Below are 15,255 nucleotides of genomic sequence, written 5' to 3'. Positions count from 1 at the left end.
TTACCACATATGCCGAGACCGGACGTTCTAGAACGAATAAAAGAGGCCGAAACGGAGGCTGACGGCATCGTCGCGCAAGCCGAGGAGGATCGCGAAGAGCGGATTTCGGAGGCGCATACGAAGGCGGAGGAGATCCGCTCGGAAGCTCAAGAAGAGGCCAACGAGATGGAAGAGAAACGACTCGAAAATGCGCGTGAAGATATCGAATCCGAGCGCAAACAGATCCTCGCAGAGGGCGAGAAAGAGCGAGAAGAGCTCGAAACTCGTGCCGAAGCGAACAAAGAGGAGGCGATAGAATTAGTCATCGACAGATTCAGGGAGGCGGTGCATGCTCAGACCTGAACGGATGAGCAAGGTCTCGGTGGCAGGGTCGCGGATGGTCATGCCCGACGTCATCGAAGCGATTCACGAACTGAATCTCGTACATCTGTCGAATTACGATGGGTCGTGGGAAGGATTCGACCCGGGCAACCCCGTCACTGGCGCGGACGAGGCATCCGACAAACTCGTCACCGTTCGTTCGATCGAAAGTATTCTTGAGGTGAGTGGGGAGGACGCCGGTCCGCAGCGAATCGTTACCGGCGAAGCCCTCGAAGAGGAACTCGAAGAGATCCGGGCACAGGTCAACCGCCTGGACGCCCGACGAAACGAACTCGAAGCGGAACTACAGAGCGTCGAAGAACGGATAGACGCGATGAAGCCGTTCGCCAACCTCGGCATCGACCTCGATCTGTTGTCGGGATACGACCATCTTCAGGTCGCCGTTGGCGAAGGGGACGCGAACGAAATCGAACGCGCGCTCGCCGAGTCGAGCGACATTCAGGAGTACGAACTGTTCTCCGAGGAGCGGACGGTTGCCGTCTTCGTCTACCCGGAAGACGGGGCAGAAGACGCACTCGGCGAGGCACTGGTCGGTATCGAGTTTACGTCGTACGACGTTCCGGAGGCCTCGGGAAGCCCCGAGGAGTACGTCGCGGAGCTCAAACACGACTATCAGAAGCACGAATCGAAGCTCAACGGCGTCGAAAGCGAGCTAAACGACGTAAAACTCGATGCTGCTGGCTTCCTGTTGGCGGCCGAGGAAAAACTCGCTATCGAGGTACAGAAAGAGGAAGCGCCGCTTCAGTTTGCAACGACGGAGAACGCCTTCATCGCCGAAGGTTGGATCCCGTCCGACCGCTACGACGACCTGGTAACCGCCATTCGGTCGGCGGTCGGCGACCGCGCCGACGTCGACGAACTCGAACGCGCATCCTACCACAATCCGGACATCGACCACCACGTCGCCATGGACGGCGGCACGGAGGAGAACCCACCGGTCGTCCAGGACAACCCCGATCCGACTCGACCGTTCGAACTGTTGGTCGAAACGATCAACAGGCCGCGATACTTCGAGTTCGATCCGACCATCGTGCTGTTCCTCACGCTCCCGATCTTCTTCGGATTCATGATCGGCGACGTGGGGTACGGCCTGGTCTACCTCGTGGCAGGTTGGTACCTCTTCACCCGATTCGACGGCGGGTTCAAGAGCCTCGGCGGCATCGCGCTCTGGTCGGGTGCGGTCACCGTCGTCTTCGGGTTCATATTCGCCGAGTTCTTCGGCTTCCACTTCGCGCATATGCTCTATGGCCCCGGCGGTCCGCCGCTGGAGAAGGGGCTGACGCCGGAAACCGTCGAGTGGGCGCTCCTCTGGCTGTTCATGAGCGTCATCGTCGGGTTGATCCACCTCAACGTGGGATTCATCTTCGACTTCCGCGAGAAGATGGACTTCGGAATGAAACACGCGCTCCTGGAGGCTGGCTCCTGGATACTGCTCATGAACGGCGTCTGGCTCTGGATCCTCAGCAGGAGCTACAAAAGTTCGAAACCCGACTTCATCTACACGTCGTTCGACGCCCATCCGATTCCACTTGGCTTCACGGGCTTCTCGCCCGAGGCCGGAATGGCGGGCCTCGCAGTCGCCGTCGTCGGCATGATCGCCCTCGTCGTCGCTGAGGGCCCCGTCGTCGCGCTCATCGAGAGCCTGAACGTTCTCACGCACGTGCTGTCCTACGCTCGGTTGGCCGCGGAGGTCATCGCCGAGGCGGGCATCGCGCTCGTCGTGAACCTGCTCGTGTTCGGCGCCTCCTTCGACGGAGAGAGCTACCACTTCCTCGTCGACAAAGCCCCATCCGCCGTCAGTCACGGCGAGGTCGTCTTCAACGGCCTGATCCACATGGGTATCATCGGGGTACTCTTCGGAATCGTCCTGCTGATCCTGGGCCACCTTGTCGTGCTAGCGCTCGGCATCGTCAGCGCAGGTCTGCAGGCCCTGCGGCTGGAATACGTGGAATTCTTTGGGAAGTTTTATGAGGGCGGTGGGGAGAAGTTCCAACCGTTCGGCTACGACAGATCCTACACCACAGAGGACTAAGTAAACCATGTACGAATTCATACTCGCATTCGCACACTCCGCTGTATTGCTCGCACAGGACGCTGCTTCCAGTCAGCTCCCGAAGGCTGGCGCCACGCTCGGCGTCGGTCTCGCCGCACTCGGCGCAGGCGTCGCAGAGGGTGGCATCGGTGCCGCCGCCGTCGGCGCAATCGCCGAGGACCGCGACTTCTTCGGTCTCGGACTGATCATGACGGTGCTCCCGGAGACCCTCGTCATTCTGGCGCTGGTCGTCGTGTTCATCGTATAAACTCCCTTCCCAATTTATGAGTTTGGAAACAGTAGTTGAGGACATTCGAGACGAAGCCCGCACGCGCGCGGACGAAATCCGCGCAGAGGCCGACGACCGAGCCGCCGAGATCGTCGAGGCGGCCGAAGCGGACGCCGATGAAATCGTAGCGGCGAAAGAACGAGAGATCGAGAACCAGATCGAACAGGAACGCGATCAGCGCCTCTCGGGTGCCAAGCTCGAAGCCAAACAGAAGCGCCTGAGCGCCCGTCGTGACGTCATCCAGGACGTTCGCGATGCGGTCGAGGAGCGACTCTCGGAGCTCGGCGGCGACGAGCGCGAGGAGCTGACGCGCGAACTGCTCGACGCCGCAGCGACCGAGTTCGAGGATGAGGAATCGGTCCGCGTCTACTCGTGTCCGTCCGACGAGGAACTCGTCACCGGGATCCTGGACGACTACGAGAACTCCGAGTACGCTGGTGAGTACGACTGTCTCGGCGGCGTCGTCGTCGAAAGCGACGCGTCGAGGGTCAGAGTGAACAACACGTTCGACTCGATACTCGAAACCGTCTGGGACGATCAGCTAAAAGACATCAGCTCGAAGCTGTTCGACGACCAATGAAGGTTATTAGCAGCGACGCATCAAACTACGAGTACGTCAACGCGCGCGTCAAGACGCGCCGCGCCACTCTCTTCTCCGAGGAGGACTACCGCAAGCTCATTCGAATGGGCCCGGGAGAAATCGCCCGGTACATGGAGGAGACGGAGTACGAGGATGAAGTGAACGCACTCGGCGCACGCTACGATGGCGTCAACCTCGTGGAGTACGCACTCCACGCCAACTTAGCCAAGCACTTCGACGACCTGTTGCAGTGGGCCGACGGGAAGCTTTACGACCTCATCGCCCGCTATCTCCGGAAGTTCGACGACTGGAACATCAAGACCGTGATCCGTGGCATCTACTCCGACGCGGATCGAGAACTCGTCGAGGCGGACCTGATCCGCGCCGGTGAGTTCTCCGACCGTTTCATCGACCGGATGCTCGACGCGACTACCATCGAGGAAGTCGTCGATCTCCTGTCCGATACGATGTTCGGCGACGCCGTCGAAGAAGCGTATCAGGATCACGAGGAGACCGGGCTGTTGATCCCGCTCGAAAACGCCATCGATCGGGCGTACTACGAGGGGCTGATGGACGGAATCATCGTCGGTCCGGACCGCGCGACCGACCTGTACGTCGATTTCTTGCAAGCGGAGATCGACTTCCGGAACATCCGGAACGTCCTTCGTGCCAGCCGAAGCGGCGCTGACATCGACCCCGCGAAGTACTACATCTCCGGGGGGCGACTGTTCGACGCATCGACACTGGCACAACTCGCAGGAAATCCCGACGAACTGATCGCCCGGCTCCGTGACAGTCGTTACGGGGATAAGCTGGACGAAGCGCTGGACGAGCTTGAGCGAGCCGACAGTCTGATTGGATTCGAGCACGCTCTAGATAAGGCGTTGCTCGAATACTCGGACCACCTTTCACACGTGTTTCCGTTATCCGTGTGTCCAGTGTTCGCTTACGTTCTCGCCAAACAGCGTGAAGTCGATAACATCCGTGCGATCGCACGAGGGCGCGAAGCGGGACTGTCAGAGGACCAAATCGAAGAGGAACTGGTACTACTATGAGCCAAGAGATAGCCGTCATCGGGAGCCCGGACTTCACGACCGGATTTCGCCTCGCAGGCGTCCGGAAGTTCGAAAACGTTCCGGATGACGAGAAAGCGGAGAGCTTGGACGACGCAGTTTCTCGCGTACTAACGGACGACGACGTGGGCATCATCGTGATGCACGACGACGACCTCGAACATCTCTCTCGGAACGTCCGGAACGACGTCGAGACGAGTATCGAGCCCACCCTCGTAGCGCTGGGCGGTGGCGCGGGAAGCAGCGGACTCCGCGACAAGATCAAGCGTGCGATCGGTATCGACCTTATGGACGAAGACGAACAAGGTGATAACGAATGAGCCAGGCAACAGACAGCGACGTCGTCCGTGAGGACGGCGTCATTCAGAGCGTGAGCGGACCGGTCGTTACCGCCACGGACCTCGGTGCCCGGATGAACGACGTCGTGTACGTCGGTGATGAAGGGCTGATGGGAGAGGTCATCGAAATCGAAGGAAACGTAACCACGATTCAGGTGTACGAGGAGACCTCGAACGTCGCACCCGGTGAACCCGTCGAGAACACGGGCGAACCGCTGTCGGTCGAACTCGGACCGGGTATGCTCTACTCCATCTACGATGGAGTGCAACGCCCGCTCGACGTTCTCGAAAGCAAGATGGGCGCGTTCCTCGACCGTGGTGTCGATGCTCCGGGTATCGACCAGGAGAAGACGTGGGAGTTCACCGCAACCGTCAGCGAAGGTGACACGGTCGAACCCGGCGACATCGTCGGAACCGTTCCCGAGACCGAGAGCATCGAACACAAGGTGATGGTGCCGCCGGACTACGAGGGCGGCGAAGTCGTCAGCGTGAAGAGCGGCAACTACGACGTCAACGAGGCCATCGTCGAACTCGACAACGGCGAAGAAGTCTCGATGCAACAGGAGTGGCCGGTTCGTGAGGCGCGACCGAGCGTCGACAAGAAGACACCCCTGACACCGCTCGTGTCCGGACAGCGAATTCTCGACGGCCTGTTCCCCATCGCCAAAGGTGGGACGGCCGCGATTCCGGGACCGTTCGGGTCCGGAAAGACGGTCACCCAGCACTCGCTGGCCAAGTGGGCCGACGCGGACATCGTCGTCTACGTCGGCTGTGGCGAGCGTGGCAACGAGATGACGGAAGTCATCGAGGACTTCCCGGAACTCGAAGACCCGCGAACGGGCAAACCGCTCATGTCGCGGACGTGCCTCATCGCGAATACATCGAACATGCCCGTGGCCGCACGTGAGTCGTGCATCTATACGGGAATCACCATCGCGGAATACTACCGCGACATGGGATACGACGTCGCACTCATGGCCGACTCCACCTCGCGGTGGGCGGAGGCGATGCGTGAGATTTCCTCGCGTCTCGAAGAGATGCCCGGCGAAGAGGGATACCCGGCGTACCTCGCCGCCCGACTCGCCCAGTTCTACGAGCGCGCAGGCAAGTTCGACAACATCAACGGTACGGAAGGTTCGGTGACGGCTATCGGTGCAGTTAGTCCCCCAGGGGGAGACTTCTCCGAGCCCGTCACACAGAACACCCTGCGCATCGTGAAGACGTTCTGGGCGCTGGACGCCGACCTCGCGGAACGTCGGCACTTCCCGGCGATCAACTGGGAGGAATCCTACTCGCTGTACAAGGACCAGCTCGACCCGTGGTACGAACAGAACGTCCGGCAGGACTTCCCCGAGAAACGCCAGTGGGCAACTGACGTTCTCGACGAAGAAGGCGAGCTACAGGAAATCGTTCAGCTCGTCGGCAAGGACGCGCTGCCGGAAGATCAGCAGCTGACGCTCGAAGTCGCACGCTATCTTCGTGAAGGATGGCTCCAGCAGAACGCGTTCAACGACACGGACGCCTTCTGTTCGCCGGAGAAGACCTACCGGATGCTCGAAGCCATCGAGACGTTCAACGACGAAGCGTTCGCAGCGCTCGAAGCCGGCGTCCCGATAGACGAAATCACGTCCATCGAGGCCGCCCCACGCCTGAACCGTATCGGCGTGACCGAGGACTGGGAGGACTTCGTCGAAGAGATCGAAGAGGACATCACCGAAGAGCTCAGGGAGAAATACTAATGAAAGAATACCAGACAATTACCGAAATCAGCGGTCCGCTGGTGTTCGCCGAGGTCGATGAGCCCATCGGATACGACGAGATGGTCGAAATCGAGACACCGGCCGGCGAAACGCTGCGCGGACAGGTGCTCGAATCGAGCGAGGGACTCGTCTCGATTCAGGTGTTCGAAGGCACCGAAGGTATCGACCGCCAATCGTCAGTTCGATTCCTCGGTGAGACGTTGAAGATGCCCGTCACCGAGGACCTGCTCGGACGCGTCCTCGACGGGTCCGGACAGCCAATCGACGGCGGTCCGGAAATCGTTCCGGACGAGCGACGTGACATCGTCGGCGCGGCGATCAACCCGTACGCACGGGAATACCCCGAGGAGTTCATCCAGACCGGCGTGTCGGCCATCGACGGCATGAACACGCTGGTTCGAGGACAGAAGCTGCCCATCTTCTCGGCATCCGGTCTGCCGCACAACGACCTCGCGCTTCAGATCGCACGACAGGCGAGCGTGCTCGAAGACGAGGAGGAAGGCGAAGAGAGCGAGTTCGCAGTGGTGTTCGGCGCGATGGGCATCACGGCCGAAGAGGCGAACGAGTTCATGGAGGACTTCGAGCGGACCGGTGCACTGGAACGCTCGGTCGTCTTCATGAACCTCGCGGACGACCCCGCAGTCGAGCGGACGGTCACGCCGCGAATGGCGCTCACCACGGCGGAGTATCTCGCGTTCGACAAGGATTACCACGTGCTGGTTATCCTGACGGACATGACGAACTACTGTGAGGCGCTCCGTGAGATCGGTGCCGCCCGCGAAGAGGTGCCGGGTCGCCGTGGCTACCCCGGATACATGTACACGGACCTTGCACAGCTCTACGAGCGTGCGGGCCGTATCGAAGGACGCAAGGGGTCCGTCACGCAGATTCCCATCCTCACGATGCCGGGCGACGACGACACGCACCCGATTCCCGACCTGACCGGGTACATCACGGAAGGGCAGATCATGCTCGACCGCGACCTGAACTCGCAGGGTGTCAAGCCGCCGATCAACCCGCTTCCGTCCCTCTCGCGGCTGATGGACGACGGTATCGGCGAAGGGCTCACCCGTGGCGACCATTCCGGTCTCTCCGACCAGATGTTCGCGGCGTACGCGGAAGGTGAGGACCTGCGCGACCTCGTGAACATCGTCGGTCGTGAAGCGTTGAGCGAGGACGACAACAGGTACCTCGACTTCGCCGACCGCTTCGAGGACGAGTTCCTCAATCAGGGCTTCCACACGAGCCGTGACATCGAAGAGACGCTGGACATCGGCTGGGACCTCATCTCGATGCTTCCGAAGACGAAGCTCAATCGCGTGAGCGAGGACGAAATCGAGGAGCACTACGTCGAGGAAGAAGCGGAAGAAGTCGCGGCGGACTAAACGCGAGTACGCGTTTTTTCTTTACAACGGTGAAAATGGTGTCGAGCGACGGAGAGATATCCAGTTCCGTGCCGCGGATATCGCCGCGAAGCGGCTTTCGACTGTAAAGAATTATCCCGTTCGAGTTTTTATGGTCAACCAACATGGCCACGGACGTCAAACCCACTCGGAAGAACCTCATGGCGATCGAGGATCGCATCGATCTCTCCGAACGGGGTCACGACACGCTGGAGCAGAAGCGTGACGGGCTCATTATGGAGTTTATGGACATCCTCGACCAAGCACAGGACGTACGGTCCGATTTGGACGAGGATTACGAGAGCGCACAGCAGACCATCAACATGGCTCGTGCGATGGAAGGGGACGTCGCAGTTCGTGGGGCCGCCGCGGCACTCCGTGAGCATCCCGAAATCACGACGGAATCGAAGAACATCATGGGCGTCGTCGTCCCGCAGATCGAGTCTTCGAAAGTCAAGAAGTCGCTGGACGAGCGTGGGTACGGTGTCCTCGGGACGAGCGCCCGTATCGACGAGACCGCGGACGCCTACGAGGACCTGCTCGAAAGCATCATCCTCGCCGCCGAGATCGAGACGGCGATGAAGAAGATGCTGGACGAGATCGAGAAGACGAAGCGTCGTGTCAACGCGCTAGAATTCAAGCTCCTGCCGGACCTCTACGAATCCGAGAGCTACATCGAGCAGAAACTCGAAGAGCAAGAGCGCGAGGAGATCTTCCGAATGAAGAAGATCAAGGCCAAGAAAGAAGAGAGCGAGAAGGAAGAACAGCAGGCCCGCGAAACGGGACGAGCGGAAGGCGAAGTCGCCGTCACGAGCTAACTCGGCTATCTATCTTTCTGCAGTGCATTCCGGCCGGTCAGCGGTGCGTTTCAGGTCGATGAAGTGGACCGAAAAGGTGCTTCAGTCATCGGGTTTCCATCCGAAATAGAGGGCTTTCGATAGCCGTTCGTTTCGTCGCTCGGGATGTCCAGTCGCCGTCTCTATCGCGTCCGCTCCGTGTCTCTCCGACGACGGACGAAAAACCGTAACTGAAATCGATTACTCGACGTACGTGAACCACTCGTCGTGGTCGTCGGTGCGACGGTTCACGAGGTCGAAGAAGGCGGTCTGGAGTTCCTCCGTCACTGGACCGCGGCTACCGTTTCCGATTTCGACGTTGTCCACCTGCCGGATGGGCGTGACCTCCGCCGCGCTGCCGGTGAAGAACAGTTCGTCGGCGGTGTTGAGTTCGCCGCGACTGATGGTCGCGTCGTCGTGGACCTCGTAGCCCATCTCCTCGGCCAGCGTGATGACGCTGTTGCGGGTGATGCCGTCGAGGATGCTCTCGGAGAGTCCGGGGGTGAAAATCTCGCCGTCGCGGACCATGAAGATGTTCTCGCCGGGACCTTCCGCGACGTTGCCTTCCTTGTTCAGGACGATGGCCTCGACGTAGCCGTTGCGTCGGGCTTCCTCGCCGGCGAGGAGGCTGTTGACGTACAGGCCGGTCGTCTTGGCGTTCGTCGGGATCTGGCTGGAGGCGTGTTTGCGCCACGAGGAGATCATGACCTCGACGCCGTTTTCGAGGGCGTCCTCGCCGAGGTACGCGCCCCACGGCCACGCCGCGATTGTCACTTCGGTCGGGCAGTCGCCGGGACTGACGCCGAGGCTGTCGTAGCCGTAGTAGGCGATGGGTCGAATGTAACAGGAGCGGAGGTCCTGGCGGTCGACGAGTTCGAGGGTCGCCTCCGTGAGTTCCTCCGGGCTGTATTCGATTTCGAGGTTGTAGGGTTTACACGAATCGTAGAGGCGCTGGAGGTGGTCCTCCCAGCGGAAGATCGCGGGACCGTTTTCGGTGTCGTAGCAGCGGACCCCTTCGAAAACACCCGTCCCGTAGTGCAGTCCGTGCGTGAGAACGTGGATTTGTGCGTCGTCCCAATCGACGAACTCGCCGTCCATCCAGATCGTGTCCACGTCCATTTCGTCAAAGCTCATACGTACGACCCATTGGAGGCCACAGTAATGAGTTTTGGCGATTGTCCTCGGACGATTGTGTGGAATTACTCGCAGTGGGGTGAACGGTTCGAGTACCAGGGGGGGAACGAAGTCGGAACGGGATCGAAATCGCTGCGTTTCGGTGGCACGAAGATAGATTAACAGTTGATCAACTAGTTAAATATGAATGGAGCGGACTCGACGATGAAAAGCGTTCGAATCAGCCGAAAAACGAGTGGATCAGGCGGTTCGCGTCCGACGGGCCGTGCAATTCGGTATTAGGCGGGCCGTGCGGCGGTGCGTTCGTCCGAGCGACCCTTCAGCCAGGACCCGAGTGCGCCACCGACGGCACCGGGGATCGCGGCGACGATCACGTACACCACGCCGAAGGCGAACAGACCCATGGTCGGGATGAGACCGGCGGTCAACAATCCGGCGACGCTCAGGACGACGAGGGCGACGATGGCCCCGGCAGCGGTTGCGACGCCGCCGTTGAGCGCGCCGTCATCGAGTTTCGTTCCGGACACGTAGCCAGCCACGAGACCACCGATAATGCCAGTCAGTCCAGCGCCCACGATGGGAAGTGTCATGTCCGTGAACGGGACGACTGCCCCACTGAGGAGACCGACGATGATGGTCGCGACGATTCCGTACACGATTGCTCTTACTTTGAAGTCCATACAGAGTATATCGACCTACAAGGAGATTAACATTTTTCATAATTGACATACCTGTTTCGAGATTACCGCAACGAGAGGGGAGAAATTTCGTTACGAGATGAAGAATTACGGTCTCATCCCGCGACGTGCGCGAAATGATCAACCAAGCGATTCGACAATCTCCGCCCCTTCGAGATACGGGAAGTCGTGGCGTTCGGCGTAGGCGCGGGCGTCGTCGGGAGAGAGCGCACTGCCGGTTTCGTCGTCGAGCATCTCACAGACGACGACGGCGGGAGACCGGTCGGCGGCCGCGGCGAGGACGATTCCGAGTTCGGTGTGGCCCTGTCGTTCGGTGAGCAGGTCAGGAGCGGCCTTGAGTAGGTGGACGTGCCCCGGAGCGCGGAACTCGGCCGCGAAGTCGGTATCCTCGGGTGTCGCCGCCGCGCCCGCGAGTTCTCGAATCGTCAGCGAGCGGTCGTCGTCCGTGATACCGGTGTAGGTGTCGCGGTGGTTGACGGTCAACGAGAAGGAAGAACGGGAGTCGTAACCGAGGTCGTGACCCTCGCTCGCCGGGTGCTCGATGATTTCATCCATGTAGTCGAGATCGAACCGTTCTGCGACATCGTGGGAGAGGGCGACACAAATCAGTCCACCGGCGTCATTGCGGAGGCGGGAGACCGCTTCCGGCGTGACCGCACCGGCGGGATAGATGAGATCCGTTTCACCTTCACGGTCGGCCGCGTCGTGGACGAGAACGGGGGAACCGTCGCGGAACGCGGTGACCGCCTGCTCGACCGACGTGGCGACGGGGTGGCTCATTGTACCTCCTCGATGTGGACCGTGACGTGTTCGCCGTCGTCCAATTCGAGTTCGTCACGGAGTTTCGATTCCGCGATGAGTTCCAACTGGTCCTCGTCGTGATGAGTTCGTTCGGGTGAGATGACGTGCACCGGTTCGTAGGAATCGCCGGCCGTCGTCTCGATGGCGGCGGGGTAGCAAACTGCGGGACCGTACGTTCGGTCGCCGTCTTCCCACGCGTCGATCGGAACGGGGTCGAGCGCGTTCATCGCCGAGCGGGCACGGACGCTTTCGTCCGTGAGTTCGACGTTCAACGTTCCCAGATAGGGTTCGTAGCCCAGTCGTTCGATGAACTGTTCCATGTACCCCGACAGCGAAATGTAGTGTTTCCCTTCGCCCATCCCACCCGTAACGGTTCCCGAGAGATCGACACCCGAGAGGTTCTCGAAAATTCGACGGTAATCCTCGTATTCGCGTTTCAGTTCCCATTCGCCGTCGTCAGTGATGGCGACCCACTGGCCGTTGCTGACGATCTCGCGCGTGATGAGGCCCGCGTCGTCCAACCGTTGGAGGCGGCGCGAAGCCGTCTGGTTGGACGCGTCGAGGCGGTCGGCGAGGTCGGCACACGACACTTTGACCTCGCTTTCGAGCGCTCCGTCGAGCGCGAGAAGCTTCAGCGCGGCGAGTTCGTCGTACCCGACCACGAGCGATGTCGCTGGCATACACGATACTCCGTGCTTCGTTCGTTTAAGCGTGCCGAAAATGGGATGCGTAACAGAAGCGTTACGCAGTGAGACGCGATATCACTGTTCTGAGTGTTACGTAGCCAGCGACGACATCTAAGTGTGGTGGTTCCCGGTCCGGCTTCGACTAATCGCAGGCAAGAGTGGCGTTGTTATTTAAACTGTCGGCACTAGAAGCCATCCACCTTAACCGTAAAAACGGCGAAGAGTAACTCGACAACCCTGAGGGATTGGAGACGATCATCTCGCGATGAGAGATATCTCCCGGCGGTTGTCCGTGTACCACAATGTCACAGAACGATACCGAAGCGGAGCGGTACGAAACGAAGATACCGGCTCGGATGGATCGACTACCCTGGTCCCGTTTTCACTGGCTGATAATCATTGCACTCGGTGCGACGTGGTTGCTCGACGGTCTGGAGATCGGCCTCGTCGGAGCCATCGGACCGATGCTCACGAGCAAATCGACGTTGGGGTTGACGAGCGCACAGGTGGGTTACGCGGCGTCCGTCTACTTGATAGGGGAAGTCTGTGGAGCGATAGGGTTCGGGTGGCTCACCGACCGATACGGTCGCCAGAAGTTGTTCTTCATCACGATGGGAGTCTACCTCAGCGGTGTCGCATTGACGGCGCTCTCCGTCGGGTTCTACAGCTTCGCGCTCTTCCGTTTTCTCGCCGGTCTCGGCATCGGCGGGGAGTACTCGGCCGTCTACTCGGCCATCGACGAATTGATTCCGGCTGACTACCGCGGGCACGCCGACTTGGCCATCAGCGGTAGTTACTGGATCGGTGCGGCCGCCGCGTCGGTGATCACGTTGTTCTTCCTGAACTCGGGCGTCGTTACCTCCGGAGCTAATTGGCGGTACGTGTTCGCCTTCGGCGCGGCGTTGGCGTTGCTCATTCTCGTTCTCCGACGGTACGTCCCCGAGAGTCCACGCTGGCTCATGATTCACGAGCAACCGGACGCAGCGGAAGAGGTCGTCGAGGACGTCGAAGAGCGGGTCGAAGAGAGCACGGACGAGGAGTTGGAGGAACCGGACGAGGACGACTCCATGACCATCGAACCGATCGGGAGTATCTCCCTCGGAAACATCGTCAAAACGGTATTCGTGGACAACTTCCGACGTGCGGTGCTCTGTTGTATCCTGTTCATCACACAAGCGTTCCTCTACAACGCCATCTACTTCACGTACGGTCTGATTTTACATCAGTTCTACAGCATCCCGAAGCAAAGTACGGCGTACTACGGAATCGCCTTCGCCGCTGCCAACTTCGTCGGCGCGATCGCCCTCGGTCGGTTCTTCGACACGGTCGGTCGTCGACCGATGATTTCCGGGACCTACAGCGTTTCGGGGATACTGTTGGCTATCACTGGCTTCCTGTTCCTGAACGGGATGCTCACAGCACTCACACAGACGATACTCTGGTGTGTGGTGTTCTTCTTCGCCACAGCGGCGGCGAGTGCGGCGTACTTGACTGTCAGTGAGATATTCCCGATGGAGGTCCGCGCCCAAGCGATCGCCATCTTCTTCGCCATCGGACAGGCAGCAGGCGGGGTCGTCGCTCCGGCACTGTTCGGGAATCTCATCGGCAGCGGCGAGCCGATAAACGTGTTTTACGGCTACTGTATCGCTGCCGGACTCATGCTACTGGGAGCCGTCGTCGAATGGGTCTGGGGAATCGACGCCGCACAGAAATCTCTGGAGGAGGTCAGTACGCCGGTTTCGGCGTTCGTCTCCGAGTCTAACGAGAGCGGCAGTCGTCCGAGTCCAGGAAACTCCGACGACTAGCTACCCGTTCGAGCGACGTCCGGACCCAGTTTTCTGACAGCATGTACCGTCCTTCGAATTCGTTCGAGAATATGAATACAGAACTCGATAATTGAGATTTAACCGAACAGTGGCTAGTTTAAAATGTGTTGTGATAATACGTAACAGATGCATGGTGGCAGAAGATAACACGACCCGTATCGAAGACGGTCGAGAACGGCAATCAGAGGCAGGCACCGAACGACGGGAATCGAAACGAGGGAGCGAAGAGGCGAAACGCACGGAATCGAGGCGGGCGAATCTGACGCGGAGAGCGTTCGTCGGCGGGCTTTCGGTCGTCGGTCTCGGTGCCGGACTTCCGGCACTCGCAGGGAAGGTGACGGCCGCGGGAGAGCCGGTTCACTTCCAATACTTCCACGAGACGTGGTCGACCATCACCGACAACCTGTCGAAAGTCGCGGACAGGGGCTACGACGCGGTTTGGATACAGGCACCGCAGAAGAGCGACCTGACATGGAGCGACCAGAGCGGGCGCAACGACCCGCCGCTCGGCTATCAGCCGGTCGATTACACGGTGTTCGACAGCGAGTTCGGGACGGAGTCCGAACTCCGGTCGCTCATCAGCGAAGCGCACGCTCAGGGTCTCGAAGTGTACGTCGATTGCGTGATGAACCACATGGCGTCGGGACACGACTACGACTTCCCGCGCTTTTCCTACAACGACTTCCACCACGACGTCGGCTCAATCGACGACTGGAGCGACGATCATCAAGTCGAACACGGCGAGTTGCTCGGACTCCCCGACCTCGCGCAGTACGAATCGTCCACCTCGGAGTACGTCCGCGGCGAGTTGATGAACTACATGGAGAAGATCGCCGACGTCGGCGCGGACGGCTACCGCTACGATGCGGTCAAACACGTCGAGGAGAAATATTGGAACGACTACGCCAACCCGAAGGCGGACGACCTCGGATTGGCCCGCATCGGCGAGGTGTACGACGGAAGTATCGACTACGTACAGGGTTACATCGACACGGGAATGGACGCGTTCGACTACCCGCTGTACTACGCCCTCAGTGACGCGTTTTCGAACGGCGATATCAGTCAGCTACAGGGTGCGGGCGTCGTCTCCCAGGACCCGTACCACGCTCATCCGTTCGTCTACAACCACGACGTGGACTCGCCGACGCAGTACCATCTCGCCCACGCGTTCGTCCTCACCAGCGAAGGGGTACCGATGATCTACAACCTCTACCCGAACGAGATTCTGGACGGCAGCGCCATCAACAACATGGTCTGGGTGAAGAAGAACCTCGCGGGCGGCGAGATCTACTGGCGGCACGCCGACAGCGATCTCGCGGTGTACGAACGGTACAACAACCTCCTCGTCGGCATCAACAACGGCGGCAGTAGCCGAACCCAGTCGGTGTACACCTCGTGGACGAACACCACCCTCCACG

At 60.0% G+C, this 15,255-nt stretch carries 15 protein-coding genes; 11 read left to right on the top strand and 4 right to left on the bottom strand.

The window, feature by feature from the left end; genetic code table 11:
* Positions 1-9 precede the first annotated feature (9 nt).
* The 9 genes from ahaH to WBV42_RS03190 all read left to right on the top strand — a co-directional run bounded on the left by ahaH (position 10) and on the right by WBV42_RS03190 (position 8,674).
* A complete protein-coding gene (ahaH, locus tag WBV42_RS03230; RefSeq protein ID WP_253224881.1) occupies positions 10-342 on the top strand; it encodes an ATP synthase archaeal subunit H in 333 nt (110 codons plus the stop codon).
* Positions 329-2,413, top strand: coding sequence for a V-type ATP synthase subunit I (locus WBV42_RS03225; protein ID WP_423984757.1), 2,085 nt, complete (start codon positions 329-331; stop codon positions 2,411-2,413). The genes ahaH and WBV42_RS03225 overlap by 14 nt, the downstream gene beginning before the upstream one ends.
* Before the next feature lie 7 nt (positions 2,414-2,420).
* A complete protein-coding gene (locus WBV42_RS03220; protein ID WP_423984756.1) occupies positions 2,421-2,681 on the top strand; it encodes a F0F1 ATP synthase subunit C in 261 nt (86 codons plus the stop codon).
* 16 nt (positions 2,682-2,697) lie between these two features.
* Positions 2,698-3,282: a V-type ATP synthase subunit E gene (locus tag WBV42_RS03215; protein ID WP_423984755.1), complete on the top strand. Its 585-nt coding sequence runs from the start codon at positions 2,698-2,700 to the stop codon at positions 3,280-3,282.
* Complete coding sequence (locus WBV42_RS03210; RefSeq protein ID WP_423984754.1) at positions 3,279-4,337, top strand: V-type ATP synthase subunit C; 1,059 nt, start codon at positions 3,279-3,281, stop codon at positions 4,335-4,337. The genes WBV42_RS03215 and WBV42_RS03210 overlap by 4 nt, the downstream gene beginning before the upstream one ends.
* Positions 4,334-4,675, top strand: a complete 342-nt coding sequence (locus WBV42_RS03205; RefSeq protein WP_066140067.1) for a V-type ATP synthase subunit F — start codon at positions 4,334-4,336, stop codon at positions 4,673-4,675. Before WBV42_RS03210 ends, WBV42_RS03205 begins: the two co-directional genes overlap by 4 nt.
* Complete coding sequence (locus WBV42_RS03200) at positions 4,672-6,432, top strand: ATP synthase subunit A (protein WP_423984753.1); 1,761 nt, start codon at positions 4,672-4,674, stop codon at positions 6,430-6,432. The genes WBV42_RS03205 and WBV42_RS03200 overlap by 4 nt, the downstream gene beginning before the upstream one ends.
* A complete protein-coding gene (locus WBV42_RS03195) occupies positions 6,432-7,838 on the top strand; it encodes an ATP synthase subunit B (protein WP_423984752.1) in 1,407 nt (468 codons plus the stop codon). Before WBV42_RS03200 ends, WBV42_RS03195 begins: the two co-directional genes overlap by 1 nt.
* A 143-nt stretch (positions 7,839-7,981) precedes the next feature.
* Positions 7,982-8,674 (top strand): V-type ATP synthase subunit D, encoded by a 693-nt coding sequence (locus WBV42_RS03190; RefSeq protein ID WP_423984751.1) that lies wholly within the window; start codon positions 7,982-7,984, stop codon positions 8,672-8,674.
* Between the two features lie 219 nt (positions 8,675-8,893).
* Here the strand turns inward: WBV42_RS03190 and WBV42_RS03185 are convergent, their stop codons facing one another.
* The 4 genes from WBV42_RS03185 to WBV42_RS03170 form a co-directional block, all read right to left on the bottom strand.
* Complete coding sequence (locus tag WBV42_RS03185) at positions 8,894-9,826, bottom strand: branched-chain amino acid transaminase (protein ID WP_423984750.1); 933 nt, start codon at positions 9,824-9,826, stop codon at positions 8,894-8,896.
* A 278-nt stretch (positions 9,827-10,104) separates the two neighbouring features.
* On the bottom strand, positions 10,105-10,506 hold the full coding sequence (locus WBV42_RS03180; RefSeq protein WP_423984749.1) for a DUF5518 domain-containing protein: 402 nt from the start codon (positions 10,504-10,506) through the stop codon (positions 10,105-10,107).
* Between the two features lie 138 nt (positions 10,507-10,644).
* Positions 10,645-11,304 (bottom strand): 3,4-dihydroxy-2-butanone-4-phosphate synthase, encoded by a 660-nt coding sequence (ribB, locus tag WBV42_RS03175; protein WP_423984748.1) that lies wholly within the window; start codon positions 11,302-11,304, stop codon positions 10,645-10,647.
* Entirely contained in the window at positions 11,301-12,005 is a 705-nt protein-coding gene (locus WBV42_RS03170) for a DUF120 domain-containing protein (protein ID WP_423984747.1), read from the bottom strand. Before WBV42_RS03170 ends, ribB begins: the two co-directional genes overlap by 4 nt.
* Positions 12,006-12,313: 308 nt before the next feature.
* Between WBV42_RS03170 and WBV42_RS03165 the strand changes: the two genes are divergently transcribed.
* Together WBV42_RS03165 and WBV42_RS03160 are read left to right on the top strand one after the other, a co-directional pair.
* Positions 12,314-13,816: an MFS transporter gene (locus tag WBV42_RS03165; protein WP_423984746.1), complete on the top strand. Its 1,503-nt coding sequence runs from the start codon at positions 12,314-12,316 to the stop codon at positions 13,814-13,816.
* Between the two features lie 154 nt (positions 13,817-13,970).
* On the top strand, positions 13,971-15,255 hold a 1,285-nt coding region (locus tag WBV42_RS03160), incomplete at its 3' end, for an alpha-amylase family glycosyl hydrolase (RefSeq protein WP_423984745.1).

The sequence above is a fragment of the Haladaptatus sp. genome, from assembly GCF_049589095.1.
GTDB lineage: Archaea > Halobacteriota > Halobacteria > Halobacteriales > Haladaptataceae > Haladaptatus.
The sequence above is the reverse complement of the archived record's forward strand: the minus strand, read 5'-3'. Positions and strand labels throughout refer to the sequence as shown.

Coding starts and splice junctions, on each gene's coding strand:
- WBV42_RS03210 (WP_423984754.1), top strand. CDS start 3,279: ATGAAGGTTATTAGCAGCGACGCATCAAACTACGAGTACGTCAACGCG.
- WBV42_RS03170 (WP_423984747.1), bottom strand. CDS start 12,005: ATGCCAGCGACATCGCTCGTGGTCGGGTACGACGAACTCGCCGCGCTG.
- WBV42_RS03180 (WP_423984749.1), bottom strand. CDS start 10,506: ATGGACTTCAAAGTAAGAGCAATCGTGTACGGAATCGTCGCGACCATC.
- WBV42_RS03165 (WP_423984746.1), top strand. CDS start 12,314: ATGTCACAGAACGATACCGAAGCGGAGCGGTACGAAACGAAGATACCG.
- ribB (WP_423984748.1), bottom strand. CDS start 11,304: ATGAGCCACCCCGTCGCCACGTCGGTCGAGCAGGCGGTCACCGCGTTC.
- WBV42_RS03215 (WP_423984755.1), top strand. CDS start 2,698: ATGAGTTTGGAAACAGTAGTTGAGGACATTCGAGACGAAGCCCGCACG.
- WBV42_RS03190 (WP_423984751.1), top strand. CDS start 7,982: ATGGCCACGGACGTCAAACCCACTCGGAAGAACCTCATGGCGATCGAG.
- WBV42_RS03205 (WP_066140067.1), top strand. CDS start 4,334: ATGAGCCAAGAGATAGCCGTCATCGGGAGCCCGGACTTCACGACCGGA.
- ahaH (WP_253224881.1), top strand. CDS start 10: ATGCCGAGACCGGACGTTCTAGAACGAATAAAAGAGGCCGAAACGGAG.
- WBV42_RS03195 (WP_423984752.1), top strand. CDS start 6,432: ATGAAAGAATACCAGACAATTACCGAAATCAGCGGTCCGCTGGTGTTC.
- WBV42_RS03185 (WP_423984750.1), bottom strand. CDS start 9,826: ATGAGCTTTGACGAAATGGACGTGGACACGATCTGGATGGACGGCGAG.
- WBV42_RS03220 (WP_423984756.1), top strand. CDS start 2,421: ATGTACGAATTCATACTCGCATTCGCACACTCCGCTGTATTGCTCGCA.
- WBV42_RS03200 (WP_423984753.1), top strand. CDS start 4,672: ATGAGCCAGGCAACAGACAGCGACGTCGTCCGTGAGGACGGCGTCATT.
- WBV42_RS03225 (WP_423984757.1), top strand. CDS start 329: ATGCTCAGACCTGAACGGATGAGCAAGGTCTCGGTGGCAGGGTCGCGG.